The organism is Sphingomonas sp. Sphisp66 (assembly GCF_047324325.1).
In the GTDB taxonomy this organism is placed as follows: Bacteria; Pseudomonadota; Alphaproteobacteria; order Sphingomonadales; family Sphingomonadaceae; genus Sphingomonas.
On sequence record NZ_CP168508.1, the window covers coordinates 3,595,683 to 3,621,452 of the forward strand.

Here is a 25,770-nt window from a genome sequence, read left to right on the forward strand (position 1 = left end):
GCTCGATGCCCCGTCCGATGCCTTTTTGCCGAACACCGGATTGGATCTTTTGGCCGCGCAGACGCGCGGACCCACCCCCGCCCCGCCCCTGCAAGCAGGGAGGGGAGTAAAGCCGCCCTACCGCCCCAGCCGCTTCCGCAACCCGTCGAACAACATCGCCCGCATCTGCGCGATCGCCTGGGGCGAGGTCGCGCCGAGCACCCCGCGCGCCTCGGGCGGCAGGTGGGCGCCCGGATCGCCATCGGTCAGGAAGACATAGCGGTCGAACATCGCCCGCCAGGCGCGGCGCTGGTCGGGCGGCAGGCTCCGCAGGCTGACGAAGCCGTGCATCATCGCCTCCCAGGGCGAGGCGTGCTGCACCGGGTCCCACCAATAGTTCACCAGCACGTTGAACCGGTCGAGCGCCTCGACATGGTGGTACCATTGATAGGGAATGTAGAGCGCGTCGCCGGGATCGAGCTCGGCGACCCGCGCCGCCGCCAGCGCCGCGGCGAAGCGCGGATAAAGCTCGAGATCGGGCGCGGTCAAATGGACCATGCTCACCTGCACGCCCGCCGGGGTCGGGTCGAACGGGCCCATGTAGAGATTGCCCACCTGCTCGGGCGCGAACAGGGTGAAGCGGCGGCGGCCGGCCCCGACCACGGCGATATTCTCGGTCGGGTCGTGATGGATCGCGACCTTGGCGGCATTGCCGATCCACAGCCGCGGCGAGACGCCGGGGACGAGGGCCATCGGATGGACCTCGGCAAAGCCCGGCATCAGCTGCGGCGCGGGCAGCCCCTGCAGGGCGATGGCGTCCGGCCGTTCCTTCCCGGCCTGCTCGGCGAGCAGGTCGAGAAAGCCGGAGAAGCTCGTCTCCTCGCGGGTGAAATTGCGCGAGCCGATCGTCGCGCCATAGTGCATGCGCCCCTCGATCTCGGGCGGCGCGCGCATGAAGTGCACCGCCCCGGGCAAGGCGAGCCCGCGCAGAAAGTCGGCGGCATCGGCAGCGCGTACCAGCGGCCAGTCCGCCGCCAGTCCCTTCATCACCACCGGCTCGCCGGCCGCGCGGATCTCCTGAAAGGCTTCGGGCGTAACGTCGTGCCGGATGCGGATGGGTGTCATGATCGCCCGAGCCTAACAGCCCGGCTTCCCTGCGTCGATGCACGCACCATCCCGTTCCCGACGCCCTGCCGAGGAGAGAAATGATGCGCTTCCTGCCCGCCCTTGCCCTCCTCGCTGCCACCGCCGCGGCGCCCGCGCCCCGGCCGCAGGTCGAGGTCTGGCTCACCCTGCCCGACAAGTCGGCATTGCTCGCCCGGCAGACCCCGGTTCCGCTCCAGCGCGGCGCCACCGGCACGATCGCGGTCGATCCGGCGAAGCGCTACCAGAAGATGGTCGGCTTCGGCGCGGCGATCACCGATGCCTCGGCCTGGCTGATCCAGCGCAAGCTGAACCCGCGCCAGCGCACCGCATTGCTCCGCGAGCTGTTCGGCAGCGAAGGCCTGGGCTTCGCCTTCACCCGGCTGACCGTCGGCGCCTCGGACTTCTCGCGCAGCCATTACAGCTATGACGACATGCCGAAGGGCGCGAGCGATCCCGCCCTCGCCCATTTCTCGATCGCGCCCGCGCGGCAGGACGTCCTCCCCACCGCCCGCGCCGCCCGGGCGATCAACCCGAAGCTCACGGTGATGATCTCGCCGTGGAGCGCGCCGGGCTGGATGAAATCGACCGACTCGCTGGTGCAGGGCACGCTGAAGGCCGAAGCCTATGCCCCCTTCGCCCGCTATCTCGGCCGGACGGTGCAGGGCTTCGCCGCCGCGATCGGTCCGATCGACTATCTCAGCATCCAGAACGAGCCCGATTTCGAGCCCGACAACTACCCGGGCATGCGCCTGAGCGCCGCCCAGCGCGCGCGGATCATCGGCGACCATGTCGGCCCCGAATTCGCGCGGCTGGGGCTGAAGACGCGGATCCTCGACTGGGACCATAACTGGGACAAACCCGAGCATCCGGTCGGCGTCCTCGCCGATCCGGCCGCCAACCGCCATGTCGCGGGGGTCGCCTGGCACTGCTATGGCGGTGACGTCTCGGCGCAGACCAAGGTGCGCGAGGCCTATCCCGGCAAGGACGTGTTCTTCACCGAATGCTCGGGCGGCAACTGGTCCGGCTCCTGGGCGGACAGCTGGAGCTGGACGCTGCGCACCCTGGTGATGGGCGCCCCGCGCAACTGGGCGCGCGGCGTGCTGATGTGGAACCTCGCGCTCGACGAGAATCACGGGCCGCATCTCGGCGGCTGCGGCGATTGCCGCGGCGTGGTGACGATCGACAGCAGAACCGGCGCGATCACCCGCAACCCCGAATATTATGCCTTCGGCCAGGCCTCGCGCTTCGTCCGCCCCGGCGCCACGCGGATCGCGGCGACCAGCGAGCCGGGCGGGATCGAGACCGTCGCCTATGCCAATCCGGACGGCACCCGCGTGCTGATCGCCTTCAATGCCGGCAAGCAGGCGCGCGACCTCAGCGTCTCGGCCGAGGGCAGTCATTTCGCCTATCGTCTCGCCGCGCAGGGCGCCGCGACCTTCCGGTGGCGCAAGCCGCGTTGAGCGCACGCCCCGCCCGCTTCGCCTTTGCCAGCGTCACCGCGCTGTTCTTCGGCTGGGGCTTCATCTGCGCGAACAACGATCCGCTGATCGCCGCGGCGAGGCGGGTGTTCGGGCTGAGCTATACCGAGGCGCTGTTCACCCAGATCGCCTCGTTCCTCGCCTTCGCGCTGCTGTCGCTCCCCGCCGCTTCATTGCTGGCCCGGGCGGGCGCGGTGCGGACGATCTGGTTGGCGCTGGCCGGCATGGCGGCGGGATGCCTGGCGATGCAGGGCATCCGCTGGCTGCCCGACTTCGCCCTGGTGCTTGGCGCGATCTTCGTGCTGGCGAGCGGCGTCACCCTGCTCCAGGTTGCCGCCAATCCGCTCGCCGCCGCGCTGGGGCCGCCCGAGCAAAGCCATTACCGGCTCACCCTCGCCCATTCGTTCAACGCCCTCGGCGTCGTCTGCGGCGTCCATTTCGGCGCGCGCTTCGTGCTGGCCGGGCCGGTGTTCCAGTCGGCCGCGCCGATCCGTTCCGCCACCGAGCGTGCCGCCGGCATCGACGCGATGGCGCAGGCCTATCTGGTCATGGCGCTGCTGCTCGCCGGTCTCGCCCTGCTGTCGCTCCTCGCCCGCCGCAGCATCGCCGCCGCCCATATCCCCGAACCGCCCGCCGCCGGCGGCGCCTTCGCCGCGCTGCGCTCGCGCTGGGCATTGCTCGGCGCGCTCGGCATCGCGCTCTATGTCGGGGCGGAGGTGACGATCGGCAGCGCGCTGATCCTCTATCTTTCCCAGGCCGATACGCTGGGTCTTCCGCTCGACGCGGCCGGCGCCCGGGTCGCCAATCTCTATTGGGGCGGCGCGCTGGCGGGGCGGTTCCTCGGCAGCTGGCTGCTTCGCTTCGTGCCCGCACCGCACCTGCTCGCGCTTGCCGGCGCCGCCGCAGCAGCGCTCTGCCTCGCCTCGCTGGCATTGCCGGGACCGGCCAGCGCCTGGTGCCTGCTCGCCGTGGGGCTGTGCAACTCGATCATGTTCCCGACGATCTTCGCGCTGACACTCGAGCGTTCGGGCGCGCCAGCCGCGGTGACGTCGGGGCTGCTCATCCTCGCGGTCGGCCCCGGCGCGGCGCTGCCGCTGCTCGCCGGCGGGGTCGCCGACGCGGCGGGGCTCGGCTGGGCCTTCGCGGTGCCGGCCCTGGCCTATCTCTACATCCTGGGTTTCGCCCGGGCAGCGGGCCGCCGGGCTATTTCTTCGGGGTGACCCAGACATGGACCGGCACCACCACCTTGCCGGGCGCAGGCTTGCCGATATCGACGCGGTCGATCGCGACCAGCTCGCCATTCTCGAGATTGAACGAGGCCCAGGGCTTGGGCATGCGGCCGAAGCTCATCTTCTGGATCGGCTGACCGGTGGTCGAATTCATGACGGTGGCAATGACAGGCATTTGGCGGCCCGTAGCCAGCCGGCGCGGCGGCTGTCCAGTGGCCCAGCCATGCTATCCACATCCAAATAATCCTCCCCCGCCAGGGGGAGGTGGCGCGCGCAGCACGACGGAGGGGGAGGTAAGCGAGCCGATAGTTGGTCGCTTACCTCCCCACCACCGCCTTCGGCGGTCCCCCGCCCCCAGGCGGGGGAGGATTGAGAACGGCCAGCCTAGTTTCGCCATGCCCCTACAGAAGCATTTGTTTATTCACCTACTAATTCAGTAGGATATTCTAGCGATCAGAAACCGGCCAGAGACTCCCAGCCAAAGGTGACCCGATGTCGCTCAAGCTCTTCGATACCGTTCCCGACTTCACCCAGGAATCGACCTTCGGCACACTCAATTTCTATGACTGGGCGGGCAAGGACTGGGTGGTGCTCTTCTCGCACCCGCGCGACTTCACCCCCGTATGCACGACCGAGCTGGGCACCGTCGCCCGGCTCAAGCCCGAATTCGACAGGCGCGGGGTCAAGGTGATCGGCCTGTCGGTCGATCCGGTCGACCGCCATCTCGACTGGGCGAACGACATCGCCCGTACGCAAGGCTCCTCGCTCAATTTCCCGCTGCTAGCCGATGTCGACCGGCGCATCTCCGAGCTGCTCGGCCTGATCCACCCCAATGCCTCGGACACGGTGACCGTGCGCACCGTCTTCGTGATCGACCCGCAGAAGCGCGTGCGCCTCACCCTCACCTATCCCGCCTCGACCGGGCGCAACTTCGACGAGATCCTGCGCACGATCGACAGCCTGCAGCTGACCGACAACCACAAGGTCGCCACCCCGGCCGACTGGCAGCAGGGCGAGGACGTGATCATCCTTCCCTCGGTCGGCACCGAGGAGGCGCGCGCGCTCTTCCCCGCCGGCTGGACCGAGCACACTTCCTATCTGCGCACCGTGGCGCAGCCCGGCATCACGCATTGAGCGAACCCGTGACGGCATCTCCTCTCTCGTCGCCATTTTCGGCGGAGATCGCCGGTGCGGTATCCGCGCTCAATGCGGCGCGCTCGGCCTGGCGGGATCGCCAGGCCGGGCGCCACGCCGTGACCCGCTTCCCGTCCCCCGCCGTGCTGGCGGAGGCGGTGGAGCATCTTTCGGCCGCGCTCTTCCCCGCCCGGCTCGGCGGCTTTCGCGGCGGGCTGGCGCGCGAGGACGACTTCGTCGCCGGGCATCTCGGCCAGGCATTCCGCCTGCTCGGCCAGGAGATCGGGAACGAGCTCGATTACTGGCAACGCGAGTCCGATCAGCCCTTCGATCCCGACCAGGCCGAGGCGATCGTCCGCCTGTTCGCCGCGACCCTGCCCGAGATCCGCGCGGCGATCGACGCCGACGTCGAGGCGGCATTCGTCGGCGATCCCGCCGCGCGCAGCGTCGACGAGATCCTGGTCTCCTATCCCGGCGCGCTGGCGATCCGCTATCACCGCATCGCCCATGAGCTTCATGCGCTCGGCGCCGTGATCGTCGCGCGGATCGTCTCGGAGCTCGCCAACGCCCGCACCGGCATCGACATCCATCCGGGCGCCGTGATCGGGCACAGCTTCTTCATCGATCACGGCACCGGCGTGGTGATCGGCGAGACCTCGATCATCGGCCGCAACGTGCGGCTCTACCAGCACGTCACCTTGGGCGGCCGCAGCCCGCTCGGCCTCGCGCCTGCCGGCCCGCGCGAGCGCTTCGCCCGGCATCCGATCCTCGAGGACGATGTCATCGTCTATGCCGGCGCCACCATCCTCGGCCGGGTGACGATCGGGCGCGGCAGCACGATTGGCGGCAATGTCTGGCTGCTCGACGACGTGCCTGCAAACAGCGTGGTGGTGCAGCCCGGCGCGCAGCGGCTCGACGACAGCGACGCGCACCATATCGGCGCCCGCCTGGCGGAGCATGGCGCATGAAACCGCTGATCGGCGTGCTTTGCTGCAACGAAGTCTCGGAGCGGCCGATCCAGGCGGTGGCGAGCCGCTTCATCTCGCCGCTTTCCAGATTGTCCGACGCGACCGTGCTGCTGGTGCCGGCGCTCGCCGACACGCTCGACGCCCGCTCGATCGCGCGCCGGCTCGATGGGCTGCTGCTCACCGGTTCCCGCTCGAACGTCGCGGCGCATCGCTATGGCGGCAGCTGGGACCAGACCCCGCTCGACGAGCAGCGCGACGAAGTGGCGCTGGCGCTGGCCGGCGCGATGATCGATGCCGGCCGCCCGGTGTTCGGCATCTGCCGCGGCCTGCAGGAGCTCAACGTGCTGTTCGGCGGCACGCTGCGCGGCGACCTCGACGGCCATCATCTCGAGGATGACAGCCGGCCGTTCGAATGCCTGTTCACCCATGGCCACGACGTGACGCTCAGCGAGGCGGGCGTGCTCGCCACCGCGACCGGGGAAACCCGGCTCGCGGTCAATTCGGTGCACCGCCAGGGCATCGACCGGCTCGGCACCGGGCTCGATGTCGAGGCGCTTTCGCCCGAGGACGGGCTGGTCGAGGGCTTCTCCGCCCGCCCCAACGGCGCGCCGGTGCTGGCGGTGCAATGGCATCCCGAATGGCATGTCGAGCAGCAGGCCGGCAGCCGCGCCTTCTTCCGCCTGATCGGCGAGGCGCTGGCCGCCTGACCGGTCGCATCCGGACCCTGATGGGTCCAAAGCCACGCACCATGCGTTGAGCCTGCAAGGCAGGCGACGATGCCCGACCCCGATCGGTGTCCTTCCTGCCGAAGCGCGCGCCCGCTTCGCGCAGAGCCGCAGGTGCGGCGCCCAATGTCTCGCTGCCAATGCGATCGGATATCGGCCAAGGCCGCGCTGGCGGCGGCGCGACATAAACAGGAGCACCAACATGGGTTGTGGTGCGCTGCCTCGGCTCGACCCTAGATGGACGCCAAAGGGCGTCCCCGCCCCAATTCAGCCGACACCTCAAGGATTTGAGCGCAGGCTGGTCGAGGCCCTGCCGCTCGGGCTTTTTGGGGGGGACGTCGGTTGCCGCGCTCGCGTCCGCCGGACGGGATCGCGGCAGGGGACGCGGAGGGGGATGAGCAGATGCCACGGAAGGGCCTCGAAACGATACGCGCCCTCGCGACCGGGCATCCGCGCCGGGCCACGGTAGCCGGCGCATGAGTCAGGCAGCCATTGCTCCACCTCCCGCGCTCCCGGCGTTGCGCAGGCTCGCCGCGCTCGGGGCGTTCGACGAAGCGGCAGGCGCCGCACTGCACGAGGCCGCACGCCGCGCGCGGCGCATCTCGGTCCGGCACGAGCTGCTGTCCGAGGGCAAGCCGGTGATGGAGCCGCAGATCCTGCTGTCCGGCTGGGCCGCGCGCATCCGCATCCTGCCCGACGGGCGCCGACAGATCATGGGCCTGCTGCTCCCCGGCGACCTGATCGGCCATTGCTACCAGCCCCAGCCGCTCGCCACCTCGACGATCATGGCGCTGACCGACCTGGAGATATGCTCGGCGCCCTCGGCGCAGGACTTCCCTTCGCTCGAATGCGTCTATGCGACCAGCCATGCGCTCGACGAGGCCTTCCTCCTCGCCCAGATCACCCGGCTCGGCCGGATGAACGCCAGCGAGCGGCTGGCCGATCTCTTTCTCGAGCTGTTCGAGCGCCTGTCGATGGCCGGCCTTACCCGGGGCAACGGCTTCGAGCATCCGCTAACCCAGGAGCTGGTCGCCGACGTGACCGGGCTCACCCCGGTCCATGTGAACCGCGTGGTCAAGACGATGCGCCAGGACGACGAGGCGCTCTGGGCCGCCGGCTATCTCGTCCTCTCCGATCCCCAGGCGCTCGCCAGCCGGATCGGCTGGGCGCCCTTCCGCGTATCGCTGTCGATGCACCCGCGCCGCTAGGCCAAGTCAGCGATTGTCCGGCCCCGGCACACCCGATGCGTTGCCGACTGCCTCGCCCTGCTCCACCTGCTTGTAGTGGCTCAGGTTCAGGCCGACGAAGATCACCACCACCAGCGCGAGGATGATGATCGGGATGAGCACCAGCCCGCGCCGGCGGCGGGGCGTCAGCGGCGGCGATTCCTGCGGTTCCATGGAGGCTCCTACCAGCGACGCCCGCCGATGGTTCCCGCTCAGCGCCCTATCAGCGTCACCCAGTCGATCGGCTTGCGGCCGGTGCGCTCCGCCAGCTTCGCAGCGAAGTCGCGATAGGGAAGGCCGATGATCGCAGCAGCAAGCGCATAGGTGTTCACCGCATTGCCCGGATCCCAGGGATGCGGCGCATATTCCTTCTGCCCGGCCGCCGCGCGCTCGCGGTCGAAGGCGATCTTCGAATTGGCGAACTCGATATGGGTCTTCTCGCCCAGCGCATAGGGCTCCAGCCATTTGACCGCGCCCGCCAGGCTCGATCCGGTCGGGCTCTTCCAGTCGTACCAGGCCTGGTCATGCGCCTGCGCCGCAAGCGCGGCCATCAGCATCGGATCGAGATTATAGGTGACATAGTGGAGCGCATCGCGCTCGTAGAAGTCGAACACCGATCCGTCGGGCCGGATATTGCCGGCCACCTGCTTGCGGAACGCCGCGCGGGCGCGCTCGATCAGCTTCGCATCGCCGACCTCGAACGCCGCCATCGTCGCCAGCTTGATGCGGTGGCTCTGCCAGTTGGTGTGGGAATTCTTCGGCGCGCCGTCCATCGCGTCGAGATAGCCCTTCGCCATCCTGCGCCAGAACCCATCCAGCTTGGCCTTGAGCGCAGGCGGCAGATCGCCCTCGGTCAGGTCGGTGGCGAGGATCAGCGTGTCGAACCCGGTCTCGTCGATCGGGTTGAACGACATCTGGTAGGTGTCCGCCCAATTCTCGAGATAGCGGCCGGCCTGGTCGAGATAGCGCCGGTCGCCGGTCAGCCGCCAGGCGAGCGCCAGCGCGATGACGATCGGCTGGTCCTGCTTGGCCTTGAGGCTGATCTCGCGGATGCCCTTGCCGGGCAGCGTGCCTTCGGTGTGGAGCTGGGGGATCGCGCCCGGCGCCCGGTCCAGCGCCGCATTGGCGCGGGCGATCACCTGCCGCGCGACCGGATCGCTCGCGGGGATATTCTTCGCGAAGCCCGGGCCGAGGATCGCATTGTCCTGCGCCGATGCAGGAACGGCACCGAGCGCGAGCAGGGCGACGGCGCTGGAGAGGAGAAGCTTCATCAGGACGGGACTCGCCGGAAGGAGTGCGGAGCGGCCGCAAGATAGCCGCTCCGCTTCAGGGGATGCTAGAAGCTGCTGCGGATCGTCAGCGTATAGGTCCGGCCGTCATAGTCGATACGGCGCGGCAGCATCGGATCGCTCTCATATTCCGATCGGGTCGCGTTGGTCAGGTTGAACGCGTCGAGCGAGATCGAGAAGTTCTTCATGATGTTGAGCGAGGCCGAGGCATCGAGCTGGCTGCGCGCCTTCACGGTGCGGGCATCGCCGACGAAGCTGTTGCCGGCGGCCAGGTCGTACTTGCCGCGATGGTTGAACACCACGCGCAGGCCGAACAGCTTGGTCTCGTAATAGCCGATCAGGTTGATGTTGTGCTTGGCGACGCTGGGCAGCGTGATCGGATTGCCCTGCGTGTCCTTCCCGCTGATCTCGGTATAGGTGTAGTTGGCCGCACCACCGAGATATTTGAGGAAGCCCGGCAGGAAATCGAGATTCTGCTGCACCGAGACCTCGACGCCGCGCACGCGCATCGGGTTCTGGTTGGTGATGCCGCTGGCGGTCACCCGCGCCAGCGTCGGGCTGCCGACGATGTTGCAGTTGACCCCGTCGTCCTGGAGCTGGCCCAGCCCGAAATCGATGCCGTTATACTGGCCGTTGGTCGGGCACAGCACGCGGCGGTCGGTGATCGGGCCGACATAGCCCTGGATGTCCTTCTGATAGACCGCCACCGCGAAGGCCCCGCCGGGACGGTTGTACCATTCGAGCGATAGGTCGTAGGAATCCGCGGTATAGGGACTGAGGTTGGTCGCACCGATGATGACATTGTAGGTCGGCGTGCCGACCACCGCCGGATCGGGGATCTGCACCGAAGTCGCCGGCACATTGTCGCGCGGCTGCGGGCGGACATAGGTCTGGTAATAGGCGCCGCGCAGGACGAGCTTGCTGGTCAGATCCGCGGCGAACATCGCCGAGGGCAGCCAGTAATCGTAATCGTCCTTGTACACCCGGCGCGACATGCTGTGGTTCACCGGCAGCGGCTGCAGCGACAGGCCGGCGCTGCAGTTGCGGCAGTCCAGCGCGTCGATCTTCTGCGTGGTGGTCTCGTAGCGCAGGCCGACATTGCCGCGGATGCGGATGCCGAACAGGTCGCCGTCGAACTTCGCCATCGCATAGGCCGACATGACCTCCTTGCTGTTGGTGAAGTTGTTGTTCCAGTAGTTCGGATCCCAGTAATTGTTCACCAGCCCGTATGGGGTGAGGAACACGCCATATTGCGCGCCATAGGCGAATTGCGGCGGCAGGCCGTTGGCGAATTGCGAGGGGCGTGGGGTGAGCACCACCGGGGTGATCGCGCCGAGCACCTGGTTGACGTTCATGTCGCGCCAGTTGGTGGTGTAGCCGGGCGCAGTGCCGCCGAAGAAGTCGCCGACATAGGGGTTCACCAGCGACATGCCCGGCGTGACATTGCCGGTCATCGCGCCGATCGAGGTGTTGCGCGAGCCGATCGAGGTATATTCGTTGTTCTCGTAGCGCAGCCCGACCTGGAAGCCCGAGACGAAGCTGTTCGCGAAGCTCCGCTCGATATCGAGCTGGATCGCATCGAGCGCGTTCCACGACTGGCCGTTGGTGCCGGTGACGCCGAAGCGGTCGCCCAGCGTGTTCGCCGGCGCACCCGGCATCTGCGCGCCCGCCTGGGTCGCCTGGTTGGCCGGCGAGGCGAGCGGATAGCCTCCGTTCGGAATGTGCGAGGCATTGGGCGTGTTCAGGATGAACTGCGCGTTCTGCAGGCTCGTGCCGCCGGTATAGACCGAGGCGGTGATGCCGTTCAGGCCACTGAGATTGCGGTACGGGTTCTGGATGATGTCCAGCTCGATCTGGTTGGCCAGCACCTGCGCGCGCGAGATCGTGCCCTGCGCGGTCACCCGCCACTGATCGTCCTTGAACTCGATCGTCGGGTTGATCGCCCAGGTCTTCTGCTTGGCCGGCTCGGAACGGATCGAGTCGTAGGTCTGCAGATTCTCGGCGGTGAACTTGTTGATGTATGCGCGCGGCCCGTTCGGGGTCTGGACGACATAGGGCGTGCCCAGGCTGGTGAAATGCGCCACCGCCGAAGTCGGCCCGAGCGCGCCGGTGCCGTTATTGCCCGCCGAGGTGTCGATATAGAGCAGGTGGTTGGTGCCCTGGTCGAGGTTGCGCTCGGTATAGAAGCCGGTGGCGCCGAACTTGATCTTGTCGGTCGCCTGCCATTCGTAACCGGCCGCACCGGTCAGCAGATGGCCCTTGTTGAGGCGGACGAACTGGCGGACCTGAGTGGGATAGTAAACCCCGCCCGGATATTGCGCCATCAGCGCCTGATAGGTCGGGTTCGACGCAGGCACCGCCTGGTTGCCGACCTGGATCGAGCCCAGCCGGTTCGCCCAGCTGTTCACCGACATCGAATCGCGGCGGAACTTCTCGTCCTTCCAGGCGACAACGCCGAACACCGCGAAATTGTCGGTGATGTGCGCGTTGTAGCCGGCCGAGATCGCCGGGCTGCCCAGGTCGCCCAGGTCGTTATACTCATAGGACGCCTTGGCCCAGCCGCCGGCCTTGCGGCTCAGCGCCGAGGCGATGCGCAGGTCGACATTGCCCGAAAGACCGCCGGCAAGGTTCGCCGCCGAGGGCGACTTGATCACGGTGATCGCCGAGAAGATGTCCGAATTGAACGCGCCGAGCGGCGTCGACGAAGTGTTGGTCGCGCTGCCCAGGATCGGGTCGGCGAAGCCGCCGCCGTTCAGCGTGGTGCGCGCGAACGAGCCCGGCAGGCCGCGCAGCGAGATCGTCGCGTTGCGCGAATCCGCCTCGCGGTTGATCTGCACGCCCGGGATGCGCTGCACCGCTTCGCCGACGTTCAGGTCCGGAAAGCGGCCCAGGCCGTCGGACGAGATCGAATCGGTGATCTGATCGGACTCGCGCTTGATGTTGAGCGCATCGGCATAGGCCCGGCGGAAACCGGTAACCACGATCTGGTCCGAAGGCGTGGGTTCCGCCGCCTGTGGCGGGCTGGCCTGACCGTCGGTGCTGGTGCTCGTATTCGTGCTGCTATTCTGGGCGAGCGCAGGCGCCGCCATCAGGACGGCGCAAAGCGCCGAACTGGCAAATAGAGTAGTCCTTCGCATGACTCTCCTCCCCGTCTGTCCCCGGCTTTTGTGCGTTGCCAGTCCATGCTGGCCACCGGTGTCAGGCCAATAAGGCCGATACCGCGACAAGTGTCAATAGAGTGGTCAGGCCACATTGCATTATTGGTCGGGCACAGGACGCCGGAGGCACGAAAACGCCTCCGCGGCGGGTCAAATGGCCACGCCCATGCGGGCTGTGTCCAGCTACACTTTCGGGTAGAAAACCGCGTTCGGCGCCGTCAGGCCGCCGAAACAGCCGCGCCCCCGCGCGCCGAAAGGCACGCGGGGCGCGGGGGCGAGGGGTGGCAGTTCAGCCCTGGGGAGACTGCTGCCATCCCCCGCCAAGCGCGAGGAACAGGGTTACGGTGGCGTCGGAGAAGTCCGACTCGGCCTGCGCCAGCGACAGTTCGTTGTTGGCCAGCGAGCGCTCGGCATCGAGCACCGTCTGGAACGGCTCGGCACCAGCGCGGTAGCGCAGCCGAGCAATCCGCGCCGCCTCGCTGCTCTGGTCGCGGCCGCGGCGCAGCGCCTCGACCCGCTGGCCCTGCGCCACATAGCTGGCGAGCGCGGTCTCGGTGTCGCGCAGCGCGGTGAGCCAGGTGCCGTCGAACGTGGCGAGCGCCGCATCCGCCCCGGCCCTGGCCTGGGCAATGCGCGCGCGGGCGACGGTCATGTTCGGGAAGCTGAACGAGAGCAGCGGGCCGACGCTGAAGCGGAAGCTCGAGCTGTTGAACAGGTCCTTGGGGTCGAGCGCGGTCGAGCCGATCGAGCCGCCGATCGAGATGTTCGGATAGAGGTCCGCGGTAGCGACGCCGATCTGCGCCGTGGCCGAAGCCAGGCGGCGCTCGGCGGCGCGCACATCGGCGCGGCGGGCGAGCAGCGTCGCGCCATTACCGACCGGGATCGCCTGGCGGACCACGGGGACCGTCTCGCAGCCGGCAACATCGGTCGGCGCTTCCGCCGGCGGCTTGCCGGTGAGCGTTGCGAGGCGGAACAGCGCCGCCTTGCGCTGCGCCTCGAACACCGGGACGGTGGCGCGGGTCTGCTCGAGCAGCGCGCCGCCCTGAGCCGTCTCCAGCCCGGTGCCGCGGCCGCCTGCCTCGAGCCGGCGGGTCAGGTCGAACGTGTCTTCCTGCAGCTTGAGCGTCTGGTTCGCGACCTTGAGCTGCTGGCCGGCGGCGCAGGCATCCGCATAGGCGCGGATCGTCTCGGCGACGACGGTGACGCGGGTCAGGTCATAGGCGGCCTGGCTGGCCTCGACATCGGCCCGTCCGGCCTGGATGGCGCGGGTGATCTTGCCGAACAGGTCGACCTGGTAGCTGGCATCGAGGCCGACGGTGTAGGTCTCGCCCTCGAACGAGGCGTTGGGGATGCCCATCGCCGCGCCCGGGGTGCGGGCATGCGTCGCCTGGGCATTGACCGTGGTGCTCGGCAGCCGCTGCGAGCGCGTCTCGCGCAGCACCGCCCGCGCCTGGCGCAGGTTCGCTTCGGCGACGCGCAGGTCGGTATTGGCCGCCAGCGCCTCGCCGACCAGCCGGTCGATCACCGGCGTGTCGAACAGCTTCCACCAGTCCGCCGGCGGCTCGTCGGGCACGAAGCCCGGCGCGTGCGCCTGGCTGAGATCGCCCTGGGCCGGCGCCTTGGGCGCGGGCGAAACATAGTTGGGGCCGACCACGCAGCCCGACAGGGTCAGGCCGGCGGCGAGCAGGATGATGCTACGCTTCACTGCGCTTCTCCCGTCGCGGTTGCAGGCGTCTCGGGCACCGAGGGCGCGTTCGCACTGACCTTCCCGCCGCCCCATTTGCGCAGCAGCACATAGAAGATCGGGGTGAAGATCAGGCCGAAGACGGTCACGCCGATCATGCCGAACGCCACGGCGGTGCCGAGCGACTGGCGCATCTCCTGGCCCGGGCCGCTGGCGATCGCCAGCGGGACCACGCCGAAAATGAAGGCGAACGAGGTCATCAGGATCGGACGGAGACGCGAACGGGCCGCGTGGATCGCCGCGTCGAACCGGTTCATGCCCTCTTCCTCGCCCTGCTTGGCGAACTCGACGATCAGGATCGCGTTCTTCGCAGCCAGTGCGATCAGCACGACCAGGCCGACCTGGGTGAGGATGTTGTTGTCCATCCCCCGCAGGTTCACGCCGAGCAGCGCCGCCAGGATGCACATCGGCACGATCAGGATCACCGCGAGCGGCAGCGTCAGCGCTTCGTACTGGGCTGCCAGCACGAGGAAGACGAACACCACGGCGAGCACGAAGATCAGCGCCGAGGAACTGCCCGCCGCCTTTTGCTGATAGGCCAGGCCGGTCCATTCATAGCCATAGCCCTGCGGCAGCACCTTGCTGGCCATCGCCTCCATCGCCGCGAGCGCATCGCCCGAGGAGACGCCCGGCGCCGCGGCACCCTGCAGCTCCACTGCGGGCAGCAGGTTGTAGCGGACCACACGCGACGAGCCCGAATCGCGGTGGAAGGTCGCCACCGCCGAGACCGGCACCATCTGGCCGCTCGACGAGCGCACCTGCAGGCGGCCGAGATCGGCGAGATCGTCGCGCGCATGCGGTTCGGCTTGGGCGGTCACGCGGAAGGTGCGGCCGAGCAGGTTGAAGTCGTTGACATAGGTCGAGCCGACATAGGTGCCGATCGCGTCGAACACCTGGCTGGGATCGACACCGAGGATCTGCGCCTTGTCGCGGTCGACATCCGCGCGGATCTTGGGATTGGCGGTGTTGAACAGCGAGAAGACCTGGGTGACCTTCTGCTCCTGCATCGCCGCGCCCATCATCGCGCCGGTCGCGCCCTCGAGCCCGCGCCAGCCGCCATTGGCCGCCCGGTCCTCGATCATCATCACGAAGCCGGAGCCATTGCCCAGGCCCTGCACCGCGGGCGGCGCGATCATGAAGATGTTGGCGCCGCTGATCTGCCCGGCGATCGCGCCGGTCAGCTGGCCGGCCAGCGCTTCCGCGCTCTGCTTCTTGCCGCGCTCGGACCAGTCCTTCAGCTTGATGAAGAACACGCCCGCATTCGATGCCTGGCTGAAGCTCGCGCCGTCCAGGCCGGCGAACGCTGCGCCGTCGATCACGCCGTCGGTCTTGGCGGCGATGTCATAGGCCTTGTCGACGACTTCGCTGGTGCGGTCGAGCGACGAGCCCGGCGGCAGCTGGACGACGCCGATCAGGAAGCCCTGGTCCTGCTCGGGAATGAAGCCGGTCGGCGTGGCGGTCAGGCGCCAGCCGGTCAGCGCGAGCAGGCCCGCATAGATCAGCATCATGATCAGGCCCATGCGGATCAGCCGGCCGGTGACGCGGCCATAGCGGTCCGACAGCCAGTCGAAGCCCTGGTTGAACTTGTCCGCGCCGACCCGGATCGGGCGCATCCAGCGCGGCCCCTTGTCCGCGTCGATATGCTGGTGCGGCTTGAGCAGCAGCGCGGCGAGCGCCGGCGACAGGGTCAGCGAGACGAGCAGCGAGATCGCCGAGGCCGCGGCGATCGTCACCGCGAACTGGCGGTAGAAGATGCCGGGGATGCCGCCGACCATCGCGGTCGGGATGAACACCGAGACGAGCACCAGGCCGATCGCGACCAGCGCGCCCGACACTTCCTTCATCGTCAGGTGCGCGGCCTCGCGCGGGTTCTTGCCCTCGCGGATATGCTTCTCCACCGCCTCGACCACGACGATCGCGTCGTCGACCACGATGCCCACGGCGAGCACCAGCGCGAACAGCGACAGCGAGTTGATCGAATAGCCGAGCGCGAGCTGCACCGCGAAGGTGCCGACCAGCGCGATCGGGATGGCGACGATCGGGATCACCGCCGCGCGCCAGGTCTGGAGGAAGATCACCACGACGACGACGACGAGGACCACCGCTTCGAGCAGCGTGTGCTGCACGGCTTCCACCGATGCCGCGACATATTCGGTCGGGTTGTAGGGGATGGTGTACTGAAGGCCCTGCGGGAAGTCCTTCTTGAGCGTGTCCATCTCCTTGAGCACCAGGTCCGCCGCGTTCAGCGAGTTGGCGCCCGGCTGCTGGACGATGGCGAGCGCGATGCCGCGCTTGCCGCCGAACGAGCCGCGGATCGAATAATCCTGGCTGCCCAGCTCGATCCGCGCGACGTCGCCCAGCTTGGTGAGCGCCGCGCCGGTCGGGTCGGCCTTGACCGTGATGTTGGAGAATTGCTCGACCGTGGCGAGGCGGCCCTGCACGTCCACCGGCACTTCGAACGAGGGATTGTCCCTGCCCGTCGGTGCCGAGCCGAGCGCACCGCCGGCGGTCTGGATGTTCTGTGCCTTGAGCGCCGTGACGATCTCCGCCGCGGTCAGGTTGCGCGCCGCCGCCTTGTCCGGGTCGATCCAGACGCGCATCGAATAGTTGCCGCCGCCGAAGATCTGCACCGTGCCGACGCCCTCGAGGCGCAGCAGCCGGTCGCGGATCACCGTGTTGGCGTAATTGCCCATATAGTCGACGTCGAGGCTGTTGTCGGGCGAGGTGAGCGCCACGATCATCAGGAAGCCCGATTCCTGCTTGTTCACCGTCACGCCGATCTGGCGGACCTGGTCGGGCAGGCGCGGCACGGCCAGGTTGACGCGGTTCTGCACCAGCACCTGCGCGGCATCGAGGTCAGTGCCGGGCTTGAAGGTGACGGTGACGGTCGATGCGCCCTGGGTCGAGGACGAGCTCATGTAGAGCATGCCCTCGACGCCGTTGATCTCCTGCTCGAGCGGCGTCGAGACCGTCTCGGCGATGATCTCCGGCGATGCGCCCGCATAGAAGGCGCTCACCGCGATCGTCGGCGGGGCGATCTCCGGATATTGCGACAGCGGCAGCAGCGGATAGCAGAAGGCGCCGATCAGGGTGATGAACACCGAGATCACGGCCGCGAAGATCGGCCGGTCGATGAAGAAGCTGGAGAAGCCGCTGCGCGTCTGCGCCTCGGGCTTCTGGGCCTGGGGTTCGCTCATGGCCGCGATCCTTAGCGGTTGCCGGCCGGCTGGGCGGTGCCGGCGGGCTGATCGGACGGCGGCACCGAGGCGGCGGGCGTCTCGGTGATCTTGCCCGGCTGCGGCGTGACCTTCACGCCCGGGCGGGCGCGCTGGGTGCCGTCGATCACGACCCGGTCATCCTTGGTCAGGCCCGAGCGGATCACGCGCAAATTGCCCCGCAGCGGACCGGTCTGCACCGGGCGCGCCGTCACCGTGTTGCTCTTGTCGACGACGAAGACGATCTGGCGCGCCGCATCGGCCATCACCGCCGTGTCCGGCACCAGCAGCGCCGGATAGGGCTTGCTCGCCTCGAGCCGGGCCGAACCGAACATGCCGGGCTTCAGGAAGCCGCCCGGATTGGCGATGATCGCGCGGGCGCGGATCGTGCCGGCGCCGGCATCGAGCGCATTGTCGACGAAGTCGAGCGAGCCGGTATGCGTGTAGTCGGTCTCGTCGCTGAGCTTGACCTTCACCGGCGTGCCGTCCTGCGTGCCGGTGCCCTGGCGCTGATACTTGAGCAGCAGCGCTTCCGAGCCCTGGAAGACGAAGTGGAGCGGATCGACCGAGACGATCGTGGTCAGCACCGTCTGGTCGGCGGCGACCGAGTTGCCGACGTCCACCTTGCGCTCCGAGATGCGGCCGCTCAGCGGCGCGACGACGCGGGTGAAGCCGAGATCGAGCTGGCGGGCGCGCAGATTCGCCTCGGCGGCGGCCACCTGCGCGGCGCCCGAGCGCAGCGCGGCACGGCGCTGCTCGAGCTCTTCCTGGCTGGCGGCGCGCTGGGCGACCAGCGCTTCCGAGCGGGCATATTCGGTCTGGGCGTTGGCGAGCGTCGCCTTGGCCTGGGCGACCTGCGCCACGGCCTGCGACACCGCGGCCTGGGCCGGGCGCGGATCGATGGTGAAGAGCAGCTGGCCCTTGCGGACGAACTGGCCGTCCTTGAACCAAACGCCCTGGAGATAGCCCGAGGCGCGCGGGCGCACCTCGACGTTCTGGATCGCCTCGAAGCGGCCGACGAACTCGTCCCAGTCGACCACGTCCTGCACCAGCGGCGCGGAGACGGTGACGGGCGGCGCACCCTGCTGGGGCGGCTGCGCACCGCCTCCGCCGCAGCCGGAAAGGACAAGCGCGGCTGCGAGAGCCGGGATGAGCAGCTGGCGGTTCTTCGAGTGCATTTCCGATCCCTAAATCCGTGCCCCTGGCCGGACATCCTCCGCGGTGTCGTTGCTGGAAACGAACGACTTCCGATTTCGTCCCGCTAAGCAGGTTCTGGGAACTTGTCAACGACGGGTGACATATGTCCACGACGGTTGACTATGTTCACCGCCATGTTAGGGAAAATATCCATGATCCCACCGGTTCCGTCGCGGCATCGCAATGCCGTTGCGACGCGCCAGGCCATTCTGGCCTCGGCACGCAAGCATTTCGCACGCGAGAATTACGAGAATGTCGGCCTGCGCGAGATCGCCGGCCATGCCGGCGTCGATCCCGCCTTGGTCAGCCGCTATTTCGGCAGCAAGGAAGCCCTGTTCCGCGAGACGCTGCGCGACGATGACGAGAAGGACATCATGGACGGCGCGACGCGCGAGACGCTCGCCCGCCATTTCGCCCAGCTCTTCCTCGAAAAGGACGATGCGCCGCCGGGCGAGCGCGACATCCATATCGAGCGTATCCTGATCCTGCTCCACTCGATCGGCTCGCCCAAGGCCGGGCAGATCATCCACGACGCGGTGCAGGCCGATATCCTCGATCCCGTCTCCCAGGAGCTGGAGGGCGAGGATCGGGAGATGCGCGCGGCCATGGCGCTGGCGGTGCTGATGGGCATGGGCATCATGCACAACATGCTCTCGATCGACACGCTCGAATGCACCCCCGAAGAGGATGCACGCTTCGAGAAGCGCCTCACCCGCATCTTCGCCGCCGCCCTGGAGCCGATGGACGACTGACATGGCGCAAGCGCCGGTCCGCAAGATCATCCATGTCGACATGGATGCCTTTTACGCGTCGGTGGAGCAGCGCGACGATCCGGGGCTGCGCGGCAAGCCGGTCGCGGTAGGCTATGCCGCGGCGCGCGGCGTGGTCGCGGCAGCAAGCTATGAGGCGCGCAAGTTCGGCGTGCGCTCCGCCCTGCCCTCGGTCACCGCGCTGCGCCGCTGCCCCGAGCTGGTCTTCGTCAAGCCGCGCTTCGACGTCTATCGCGCCGTCTCCAAGCAGATCCACGCGATCTTTGCCGACTATACCCCGATCATCCAGCCGCTCTCGCTCGACGAGGCCTATCTCGACGTCACCGCGAACCTGCGCGGGATCGAGACCGCCTGGGCCACCGCCAAGGAGATCCGCGCCCGCATCCTCGAAGAGACCGGCCTCACCGCCTCGGCCGGCATCTCCTACAACAAGTTCCTCGCCAAGCTCGCCTCGGACCAGCGCAAGCCCAATGGCCAGTTCGCAGTGACGCCCGAAATGGGTGCGGCCTGGGTCGAGACCCTGCCGGTCAAGCGCTTTCACGGTGTCGGCCCGGTGACCGCGCGCAAGATGCAGGGCCTGGGCATCGAGACCGGCGCCGACCTGCGCGCCAAGCCGATCGAGTTCCTCCGCGCCCATTTCGGCAGCTCGGCCGACTGGTATTACGCGATCGCCCGCGGCGAGGACGACCGCCCGGTCGATGCCGAGCGCATCCGCAAATCCTCGGGCTCCGAGACCACCTTCAACACCGATCTCACCGGCAACGCGGAGATCGAGGCCGGGGTGCTGGAGATGGCCGAGGAAGTCTGGCTGTGGTGCGAAAAGGCGCAGGAGTTCGGCCGCACCGTCACGGTGAAGGTGAAATATGCCGACTTCCAGATCATCACCCGCAGCCGCAGCCTCTCCGCCGGCCTGGTCGACCGCCGCGAGGCGCTGCGCGACATGAGCCTCTCGCTGATCCGCTCGGTGCTGCCCACGCCCAAGGGAATCCGACTGGTCGGCGTGACGGTGTCGAACTTCGAGGAACGGCTCGGCGAGGAACTGCCGTTCTAAGACTGTTCAGGCCCGGATCTGTCGCGTCCACCTTCCCAGCCATTGCACCATAGCCGCAACGCCAATCGACGCGGCCGCAAAGCCCAGACTGAGCAGCGCGCCGTCCACCCAATGCGCAAGTACGAAGACCGGGGATGCGTTGAACCGACCGCCAAATGTACAGAATATTGCCAGTGCTATCACGACCACTATCCAGGATTTTGGTGCAATCATCCGTGCGATGGCGGCGAGGCTCAGCCCAAACATGAAACCAAAGCCGCCGACAAGCAGGAGGATGCCCAGCGTCGCACCACCGCCCGCATCAGGACTGAGCGCGGCATCCACTCCATCCCGAACGAATGATGCGACGAAAGCGGCGGCGGCGATCAGCCCGGTGGTTATTCCGATGCCCCAGGCGAGGCTGGTGAGGCGCAAGCGCGAAGGATCGGGAACAGCCATCGTAGTACCGTGCAACGGCTCGATGGCATTCGCAATGGCGGGCCCCGGATATCCGCGCCTTTCAGACAATGTGATAGAGAACGCCGATGCTCACCCGCACCTTCTTCGAGCGCGACGCGGTAACCGTCGCCCGCGCGCTGATCGGCGTCGAGGTGCTGGTCGATGGCGTCGGCGGGCCGATCGTCGAGACCGAGGCCTATGACGCGGGCGACCCCGCCTCGCACAGCTTTCGCGGTCCGACGGCGCGCAATGCCGTCCTGTTCGGCCCGCCCGGCCATGCCTATATCTATCGCATCTATGGCCTGCATTGGTGCATGAACTTCGTGTGCAGCCCCGTCAGCGCAGTGCTGATCCGTGCGATCGAGCCGCGCCACGGCATCGAACAAATGGTCGAGCGCCGCGGCACCGGCGATCCGCGGCTGCTCTGCTCGGGACCGGGCCGGCTCTGCCAGGCGCTGGCCGTCGATCGCAGCCTGGACGGCGCCCCGATCGACGCGCCGCCCTTGGAGTTGCGCGACGCCGATGCCCCGCGCACCGTTGCGGTCGGCGTGCGGATCGGGATCAGCAAGGCGGTCGACACGCCCTGGCGCTTCGGCGAGGCGGGCTCGCGCTTCCTCAGCAAGCCGTTCGCGCCATGACCGGCGATCCGATCCCGGTCTCCGACATCGCCCATGTCCGCGCTTTGCTGATCGAGGCGGCCCGCGAGCGCCGCGCGGTCAGCTATTCCGAGATGCTGGCGCTGCTCGGCCACCGCTTCACCCGCCCGCTGATGCGTGCCTTGTGCAAGACGCTCGACGTGATCGACGACGATGCCGCGGCAAAGGGCGAACCCGAGCTCGCCGTGCTGGTCGTCCGCGAATCCGACGGCATGCCCGGCCAGGGCTGGTGGGTCAGCCCCCGCGCCTCGCTGGAGGGGCATGCCGGCCCCTGGGAAGGCCCGGAGGCACGGGCGTTCGTCGACAGGCTCCAGCGCGAGGCCTTCGACCATTGGTCCACAGCCTGAGCGGCTTGCAAAATAGGATTTCGCCTGCTTGGCTCAACCGGCCGGAGCCCTGCTCCAGCCGCACTTTGACACCGTAGGAAAGATAGGATCCCGCACGCGCAAGGATGTTGTGCGGCTGGCGCGGGAGGAACCGCCAATGGTGCGAACTTAGTGAACTTCCGAGCGCAAAAACCCGCTTTTGGCGTGTACTTCATGTCCTTTGGCGCGCCGGCGCCGCTCAGGATGTAGGAACGCCTATTCCCCCGGCCGGTACACCCGCTCGACATGCCCCTTCAGGTCCTCGGGGTAGAAATACACCGGCCGCAGGTCGCCCGCCGCATAGCGCTCGGCCTGGTCCTTGAAGTGCCTCGACTCCGGATGCCCGCTCTCGCCGCCCGCGGTCACCGCCCAGGCCTTCACCTTCGGCCCGAACTCCACCGTCGCGACGAAGCTGTTGCCGAGCGTGCCGTAATAGCGCTTCGTCCCCGGCCAGCGCTTCGCCCCGAACGAGGCGAGCGAGCCCCATTGCGCCGAGGTGAAGGGCACCGGGATGCTCGGCCTGGCATCGTCGAACTTCTGCTGGATCGCCCCGTCATTGCGCTGGAAGCGATTGATCTCGCCCCAGGCGACCTTCCAGCTGCCAAAGTCCTGGGTCAGCCGGTCCACCGCCGAGGCAAGCGCATCGATCCGCTGCGTATCGGTCGCCCGCTCGGCCATCCAGTCCCAGACAGGCAGCCCCGCCTCCTTGGCTGGCGCCGCGGATGGCGCCCAGAGCGCCTCACCCCAGAACACCGCCAGCGAAGTCGCGGTCGAGCCCGCGGCCCAGCGCCGGTCCCAGGCCTTGAGCAGCGCCACCGGCTCGGCCAGCCTTGCCTTGCGCGCGTCACCGTCCGGCAGCTTCTCCCAGGCGCTCACCAGCCCGGGCAGCAGCCGGTCGAAGGCGGGCAGGAAGCTGTCATAGGCTGCCTGGCGCAGCGTCTCGGGGGTGAAGTCCCGGCGTGCATTCAGTACAAGCAGCGCATGCGCGCCGCGCGGGTTCTCGCCGGCCTGGTCGAAATAGCGCGGATAGTCCGCCGCCTTGGGGCTGTCGGCCCCCGCCGCGGTCCAGGGCCAGTTGTTCGAGTTGAAGGCCCAGCCATTCTTGGGATTCACCACCTGGGGCAGGCTGGCGAGGCTGTGCAGCCCCTTCCAGTCGGTCGCCGGATCGCTGCCGTCGACCGGCTTGCGATAGTCGAAGCGATCGTCGCGCACCGGCATGAACTGCGGCATCAGGAAGGCGATCTCGCCCTTCGAGTCCGCGAACAGCGTGTTGTTCGAGCTGTTGGCCTTGAGTTCCGCCACCTTCATGAAGCTCGCATAGTCGGTGGCCTTGGTGCGCAGGAAACTCTGCTGTAGCGCCTCGACCGGCCTGTTCATCAGCGAGACCGCGACCCATTTGCCGTCCGCCGCCTCGCGGACGACCGGCCCGTGGTGCGTGGCATAGGTGAGGAAAGTGCGCTCCGTGCGCGTGCCGCTCGCGGTGCGATAGGAAATCACGATCGACTTGAACGTCACCGGTCGCTTTTTCTTGCCGTAGCGATAGGCAAAGTCCTTGTCCCAGCCGCCGGGTATCATCTCTTCGGCGAACTCATCGACATTATCGACGCCGCTCGACGTGTGCATCCAGCCGGCCCTGGCGTTGAACCCCTGGTAGATGAAGAACTGCCCCCAGGTCGCGGCGCCATAGGCGTTCAGCCCCTCGCCGCTCGTCACCTGCTGCTCGGAGCGGAAGAAGAAGCTGGTGTGCGGGTTGATCAGCAGCAGCGCATGGCCGTTCTTCGTGTGGCTCGGCGCGATCGCGAAGCCGTTCGAGCCCTTGGGCTCCTTGTAGAGCAGGTCCTTCTCGGCATTGGTCATCGCCAGCTTCTGCTTGCCGTAGAACGCCTCGAGCTGGCTGAGCGGCACCCGCTCGATATCGCCGCCGATGCTGCCTTCCGAGAAGCTCAGCGCCATCCACGGCTCGAACCGGGTCAGCACCCGCGGCTTCACCTCCGGATGGGTGGCAAGGTAATAGTTCAGCCCGTCCGCCCAGGCGTTCATCAGCTTCTTCAGCCAGGCCGGGCTCTTCGCATAGTCCGCCTTCAGCACCTCGGGATCGACGAACAGCCGCTGGCGCAGGTCCTGCCAGATCGCCCCCTCGCCCTCCGCCTCGGCAAGCCGGCCGAGGCTGACCAGATAGTTGGTCTCGATCCGGTTGAAGTCGTCCTCGGCCTGGGCATAGATCATCCCGAACACCGCATCGGCGTCGGTCCTGCCGTTGATGTGCGCGACGCCCCAATCGTCCCGGGTGATCGTCACCCGCGCCGCGCTCGCCTTCCAGCGATCGGCATCGGTCTGCGCATGGGCAGCGGTGGAGGCGAGCAGCGCGGCGGCGAGGAGCAGGCGAGTCATGCACCTACTCTAGGCCGGGTTTCGCTCAGCCCGGAATCGTTTCGATCGCGGCGATCTCGATTGCCTGTGCCTTGCCGGCGAAATCGACCTTCTCGCCTTCCTCGGCGCCGAGCAGCGCCTTGGCGAGCGGCGCCTGGAAGGACAGCCGATCGGCGGCGGGATCGGCCTCGTCATGCCCGACCAGGTCGATCACCCGCTCCTTGCCGGCCATCCTGATCCGCACCCGCGATCCGATGCCGACCACGCCTTCCTCGGGCGCCGGCGCGATCTGCGCGGTGGTGCGGCGGGTGTTCCAGTAGCGCAGCTCGCGCTTCAGTCCCTCGAGCGCCTCTTCCTCGCCGCCCGCCGCGACCGCGGCTTCCAGCTCGGCGACCTTCGCCTCGATCAGGTTCAGGCCGCGCGCCGTGACCATATTGGGTCCCGGCGGCAGCGGCAGCTCGAACTTCGGTTCCTTATGTTCCTCGTCGCTTTCGCGGCGAAACGCGACACTCATGCCTGGGGGAGTTCCTCGATGCTGGACGAGACTTTCCAAAGATCGAGCGAGCCATCGGTTGCATGGCGATCGATCTCGGCCAGTTCTTCCGCGCTGACATCGAGGTTGTTGACCGCGTCCAGCGAGTTGTCGAGCTGCTCGACGGTGCGTGCGCCGATCAGCGCCGAGGTGACGCGGGGATCGCGCAGCACCCAGGCGATCGCCATCTGCGCCAGCGTCTGGCCGCGCTTCTGGGCGATGGCGTGCAGCGCCCGGATACGCTCGATATTGTCGTCCGACAGCAGCCGCTGGTTGAGCGAGCCGCCCTTGGCCGCGCGAGCATCCTCGGGCACGCCGTTGAGATACTTGTTGCTCAGCATGCCCTGCGCCAGCGGGGAGAAGGCGATGCAGCCGGTGCCGAGATCGCCCAGCGTGTTCAGCAGCTCGGCCTCGACCCAGCGGTTGAGCATCGAATAGCTCGGCTGGTGGATGAGCAGCGGCACCTTGTGCTCGGCGAGGATCGCGGCGGCCTGACGGGTCAGCTCGGGCGAATAGCTCGAAATGCCGACATAGAGCGCCTTGCCCTGGCGGTGGAGCTGGGCAAGCGCCCCCATCGTCTCTTCGAGCGGCGTCTTGGGATCGACGCGGTGCGAATAGAAGATGTCAACATAGTCGAGCCCCATCCGCTTGAGGCTCTGGTCGCACGAGGCGATCAGGTACTTCTTCGAGCCGCCGACGTCGCCGTACGGCCCGGGCCACATGTCCCAGCCGGCCTTGGTCGAGACGATCAGCTCGTCGCGGTGGTGCGCGAAGTCGGTCGCCATCACGCGCCCGAAATTCTCCTCGGCCGAGCCATAGGGCGGGCCGTAATTGTTCGCGAGATCGAAGTGCGTCACGCCCCGGTCGAACGCGCGGCGCAGCATCGCCCGGCCGGTCTCGAACACATCGGTGCCGCCGAAATTCTGCCAGAGGCCGAGGCTGATCGCCGGCAGGTCGAGCCCCGAGCGCCCGCAGCGGCGATAGGGCATGCGGCCGTCGTAACGGGCGGGATCGGCAGTGTAGGGCTGGGGATGGGGCATCGGGTCTCTCCGCGTGGCGCGTTTCGGCTTCGCGGCGTCCTATAATGAATCCCGGCCAGC

Annotated in this window: 22 protein-coding genes; 10 read left to right on the forward strand and 12 right to left on the reverse strand. The window is 68.0% G+C overall.

Annotation, left to right across the window (positions count from 1 at the left end):
• Positions 1-117: 117 nt before the first annotated feature.
• On the reverse strand, positions 118-1,104 hold the full coding sequence (locus ACEN8G_RS16205; protein WP_413418427.1) for a cupin-like domain-containing protein: 987 nt from the start codon (positions 1,102-1,104) through the stop codon (positions 118-120).
• A gap of 83 nt (positions 1,105-1,187) precedes the next feature.
• On the opposite strand from ACEN8G_RS16205, the gene ACEN8G_RS16210 reads away from it, so the two are divergent.
• Both ACEN8G_RS16210 and ACEN8G_RS16215 read left to right on the forward strand, forming a co-directional pair.
• Entirely contained in the window at positions 1,188-2,585 is a 1,398-nt protein-coding gene (locus ACEN8G_RS16210) for a glycoside hydrolase family 30 protein (RefSeq protein ID WP_413418425.1), read from the forward strand.
• Positions 2,582-3,823, forward strand: coding sequence for an MFS transporter (locus tag ACEN8G_RS16215; RefSeq protein ID WP_413740622.1), 1,242 nt, complete (start codon positions 2,582-2,584; stop codon positions 3,821-3,823). Before ACEN8G_RS16210 ends, ACEN8G_RS16215 begins: the two co-directional genes overlap by 4 nt.
• Here the strand turns inward: ACEN8G_RS16215 and ACEN8G_RS16220 are convergent.
• Positions 3,807-3,986 (reverse strand): hypothetical protein, encoded by a 180-nt coding sequence (locus tag ACEN8G_RS16220; protein ID WP_413418421.1) that lies wholly within the window; start codon positions 3,984-3,986, stop codon positions 3,807-3,809. The genes ACEN8G_RS16215 and ACEN8G_RS16220 overlap by 17 nt on opposite strands.
• A gap of 338 nt (positions 3,987-4,324) precedes the next feature.
• Between ACEN8G_RS16220 and ACEN8G_RS16225 the strand changes: the two genes are divergently transcribed.
• From ACEN8G_RS16225 to ACEN8G_RS16240, 4 genes are all read left to right on the forward strand, one after another.
• Positions 4,325-4,966 carry a peroxiredoxin gene (locus tag ACEN8G_RS16225; RefSeq protein WP_413416078.1) on the forward strand — a complete coding sequence of 214 codons (642 nt, stop codon included), beginning with the start codon at positions 4,325-4,327 and terminating at the stop codon, positions 4,964-4,966.
• A gap of 8 nt (positions 4,967-4,974) precedes the next feature.
• On the forward strand, positions 4,975-5,934 hold the full coding sequence (epsC, locus tag ACEN8G_RS16230) for a serine O-acetyltransferase EpsC (protein ID WP_413416079.1): 960 nt from the start codon (positions 4,975-4,977) through the stop codon (positions 5,932-5,934).
• Positions 5,931-6,641: a gamma-glutamyl-gamma-aminobutyrate hydrolase family protein gene (locus tag ACEN8G_RS16235; RefSeq protein WP_413416081.1), complete on the forward strand. Its 711-nt coding sequence runs from the start codon at positions 5,931-5,933 to the stop codon at positions 6,639-6,641. Before epsC ends, ACEN8G_RS16235 begins: the two co-directional genes overlap by 4 nt.
• 536 nt (positions 6,642-7,177) lie before the next feature.
• The gene (locus ACEN8G_RS16240; RefSeq protein ID WP_413416082.1) at positions 7,178-7,867 is read left to right on the forward strand and encodes a Crp/Fnr family transcriptional regulator; all 690 of its coding nucleotides are present in this window, start codon (positions 7,178-7,180) and stop codon (positions 7,865-7,867) included.
• Positions 7,868-7,873: 6 nt separating this feature from the next.
• Here the strand turns inward: ACEN8G_RS16240 and ACEN8G_RS16245 are convergent, their stop codons facing one another.
• The 6 genes from ACEN8G_RS16245 to ACEN8G_RS16270 all read right to left on the reverse strand — a co-directional run bounded on the left by ACEN8G_RS16245 (position 7,874) and on the right by ACEN8G_RS16270 (position 18,469).
• Positions 7,874-8,059 carry a hypothetical protein gene (locus ACEN8G_RS16245; RefSeq protein WP_307117549.1) on the reverse strand — a complete coding sequence of 62 codons (186 nt, stop codon included), beginning with the start codon at positions 8,057-8,059 and terminating at the stop codon, positions 7,874-7,876.
• A 38-nt stretch (positions 8,060-8,097) separates the two neighbouring features.
• On the reverse strand, positions 8,098-9,156 hold the full coding sequence (locus ACEN8G_RS16250; RefSeq protein WP_413416084.1) for an alginate lyase family protein: 1,059 nt from the start codon (positions 9,154-9,156) through the stop codon (positions 8,098-8,100).
• A gap of 65 nt (positions 9,157-9,221) precedes the next feature.
• On the reverse strand, positions 9,222-12,263 hold the full coding sequence (locus tag ACEN8G_RS16255; RefSeq protein WP_413416085.1) for a TonB-dependent receptor: 3,042 nt from the start codon (positions 12,261-12,263) through the stop codon (positions 9,222-9,224).
• 358 nt (positions 12,264-12,621) lie between these two features.
• Positions 12,622-14,037, reverse strand: a complete 1,416-nt coding sequence (locus ACEN8G_RS16260; RefSeq protein ID WP_413416086.1) for an efflux transporter outer membrane subunit — start codon at positions 14,035-14,037, stop codon at positions 12,622-12,624.
• Entirely contained in the window at positions 14,034-17,273 is a 3,240-nt protein-coding gene (locus ACEN8G_RS16265; RefSeq protein WP_307117545.1) for an efflux RND transporter permease subunit, read from the reverse strand. The genes ACEN8G_RS16260 and ACEN8G_RS16265 overlap by 4 nt, the downstream gene beginning before the upstream one ends.
• An 11-nt stretch (positions 17,274-17,284) precedes the next feature.
• Positions 17,285-18,469, reverse strand: coding sequence for an efflux RND transporter periplasmic adaptor subunit (locus ACEN8G_RS16270; RefSeq protein WP_413416087.1), 1,185 nt, complete (start codon positions 18,467-18,469; stop codon positions 17,285-17,287).
• Between the two features lie 171 nt (positions 18,470-18,640).
• On the opposite strand from ACEN8G_RS16270, the gene ACEN8G_RS16275 reads away from it, so the two are divergent.
• Positions 18,641-19,240, forward strand: a complete 600-nt coding sequence (locus tag ACEN8G_RS16275; RefSeq protein WP_413416088.1) for a TetR/AcrR family transcriptional regulator — start codon at positions 18,641-18,643, stop codon at positions 19,238-19,240.
• Between the two features lies 1 nt (position 19,241).
• Complete coding sequence (dinB, locus tag ACEN8G_RS16280; RefSeq protein WP_413416089.1) at positions 19,242-20,309, forward strand: DNA polymerase IV; 1,068 nt, start codon at positions 19,242-19,244, stop codon at positions 20,307-20,309.
• A gap of 6 nt (positions 20,310-20,315) precedes the next feature.
• Here the strand turns inward: dinB and ACEN8G_RS16285 are convergent, their stop codons facing one another.
• On the reverse strand, positions 20,316-20,747 hold the full coding sequence (locus ACEN8G_RS16285) for a hypothetical protein (protein ID WP_413416090.1): 432 nt from the start codon (positions 20,745-20,747) through the stop codon (positions 20,316-20,318).
• Between the two features lie 86 nt (positions 20,748-20,833).
• On the opposite strand from ACEN8G_RS16285, the gene ACEN8G_RS16290 reads away from it, so the two are divergent.
• Complete coding sequence (locus ACEN8G_RS16290; RefSeq protein WP_413416091.1) at positions 20,834-21,385, forward strand: DNA-3-methyladenine glycosylase; 552 nt, start codon at positions 20,834-20,836, stop codon at positions 21,383-21,385.
• The gene (locus ACEN8G_RS16295) at positions 21,382-21,750 is read left to right on the forward strand and encodes a ribose-phosphate pyrophosphokinase (protein WP_413416092.1); all 369 of its coding nucleotides are present in this window, start codon (positions 21,382-21,384) and stop codon (positions 21,748-21,750) included. The genes ACEN8G_RS16290 and ACEN8G_RS16295 overlap by 4 nt, the downstream gene beginning before the upstream one ends.
• A gap of 234 nt (positions 21,751-21,984) precedes the next feature.
• On the opposite strand, the gene ACEN8G_RS16300 is transcribed toward ACEN8G_RS16295, so the two are convergent.
• The 3 genes from ACEN8G_RS16300 to mgrA are packed head-to-tail and all read right to left on the reverse strand — an operon-like array spanning position 21,985 to position 25,710.
• Positions 21,985-24,159, reverse strand: a complete 2,175-nt coding sequence (locus ACEN8G_RS16300; protein ID WP_413416093.1) for a penicillin acylase family protein — start codon at positions 24,157-24,159, stop codon at positions 21,985-21,987.
• A gap of 25 nt (positions 24,160-24,184) precedes the next feature.
• Entirely contained in the window at positions 24,185-24,652 is a 468-nt protein-coding gene (locus ACEN8G_RS16305; protein ID WP_413416094.1) for a GreA/GreB family elongation factor, read from the reverse strand.
• Entirely contained in the window at positions 24,649-25,710 is a 1,062-nt protein-coding gene (gene mgrA / locus ACEN8G_RS16310) for an L-glyceraldehyde 3-phosphate reductase (RefSeq protein ID WP_413416095.1), read from the reverse strand. The genes ACEN8G_RS16305 and mgrA overlap by 4 nt, the downstream gene beginning before the upstream one ends.
• Between the last annotated feature and the right edge of the window lie 60 nt (positions 25,711-25,770).

Excerpts from the sequence above, each read along its gene's own strand:
- ACEN8G_RS16255 (WP_413416085.1), bottom strand. The coding sequence starts at position 12,263 with ATGGCGGCGCCTGCGCTCGCCCAGAATAGCAGCACGAATACGAGCACC.
- ACEN8G_RS16205 (WP_413418427.1), bottom strand. The coding sequence starts at position 1,104 with ATGACACCCATCCGCATCCGGCACGACGTTACGCCCGAAGCCTTTCAG.
- dinB (WP_413416089.1), top strand. The coding sequence starts at position 19,242 with ATGGCGCAAGCGCCGGTCCGCAAGATCATCCATGTCGACATGGATGCC.
- ACEN8G_RS16305 (WP_413416094.1), bottom strand. The coding sequence starts at position 24,652 with ATGAGTGTCGCGTTTCGCCGCGAAAGCGACGAGGAACATAAGGAACCG.
- ACEN8G_RS16250 (WP_413416084.1), bottom strand. The coding sequence starts at position 9,156 with ATGAAGCTTCTCCTCTCCAGCGCCGTCGCCCTGCTCGCGCTCGGTGCC.
- ACEN8G_RS16265 (WP_307117545.1), bottom strand. The coding sequence starts at position 17,273 with ATGAGCGAACCCCAGGCCCAGAAGCCCGAGGCGCAGACGCGCAGCGGC.
- ACEN8G_RS16290 (WP_413416091.1), top strand. The coding sequence starts at position 20,834 with ATGCTCACCCGCACCTTCTTCGAGCGCGACGCGGTAACCGTCGCCCGC.
- ACEN8G_RS16285 (WP_413416090.1), bottom strand. The coding sequence starts at position 20,747 with ATGGCTGTTCCCGATCCTTCGCGCTTGCGCCTCACCAGCCTCGCCTGG.
- ACEN8G_RS16295 (WP_413416092.1), top strand. The coding sequence starts at position 21,382 with ATGACCGGCGATCCGATCCCGGTCTCCGACATCGCCCATGTCCGCGCT.
- ACEN8G_RS16275 (WP_413416088.1), top strand. The coding sequence starts at position 18,641 with ATGATCCCACCGGTTCCGTCGCGGCATCGCAATGCCGTTGCGACGCGC.
- ACEN8G_RS16225 (WP_413416078.1), top strand. The coding sequence starts at position 4,325 with ATGTCGCTCAAGCTCTTCGATACCGTTCCCGACTTCACCCAGGAATCG.
- ACEN8G_RS16220 (WP_413418421.1), bottom strand. The coding sequence starts at position 3,986 with ATGAATTCGACCACCGGTCAGCCGATCCAGAAGATGAGCTTCGGCCGC.
- ACEN8G_RS16235 (WP_413416081.1), top strand. The coding sequence starts at position 5,931 with ATGAAACCGCTGATCGGCGTGCTTTGCTGCAACGAAGTCTCGGAGCGG.
- ACEN8G_RS16245 (WP_307117549.1), bottom strand. The coding sequence starts at position 8,059 with ATGGAACCGCAGGAATCGCCGCCGCTGACGCCCCGCCGCCGGCGCGGG.
- mgrA (WP_413416095.1), bottom strand. The coding sequence starts at position 25,710 with ATGCCCCATCCCCAGCCCTACACTGCCGATCCCGCCCGTTACGACGGC.
- ACEN8G_RS16300 (WP_413416093.1), bottom strand. The coding sequence starts at position 24,159 with ATGACTCGCCTGCTCCTCGCCGCCGCGCTGCTCGCCTCCACCGCTGCC.
- ACEN8G_RS16270 (WP_413416087.1), bottom strand. The coding sequence starts at position 18,469 with ATGCACTCGAAGAACCGCCAGCTGCTCATCCCGGCTCTCGCAGCCGCG.
- ACEN8G_RS16210 (WP_413418425.1), top strand. The coding sequence starts at position 1,188 with ATGCGCTTCCTGCCCGCCCTTGCCCTCCTCGCTGCCACCGCCGCGGCG.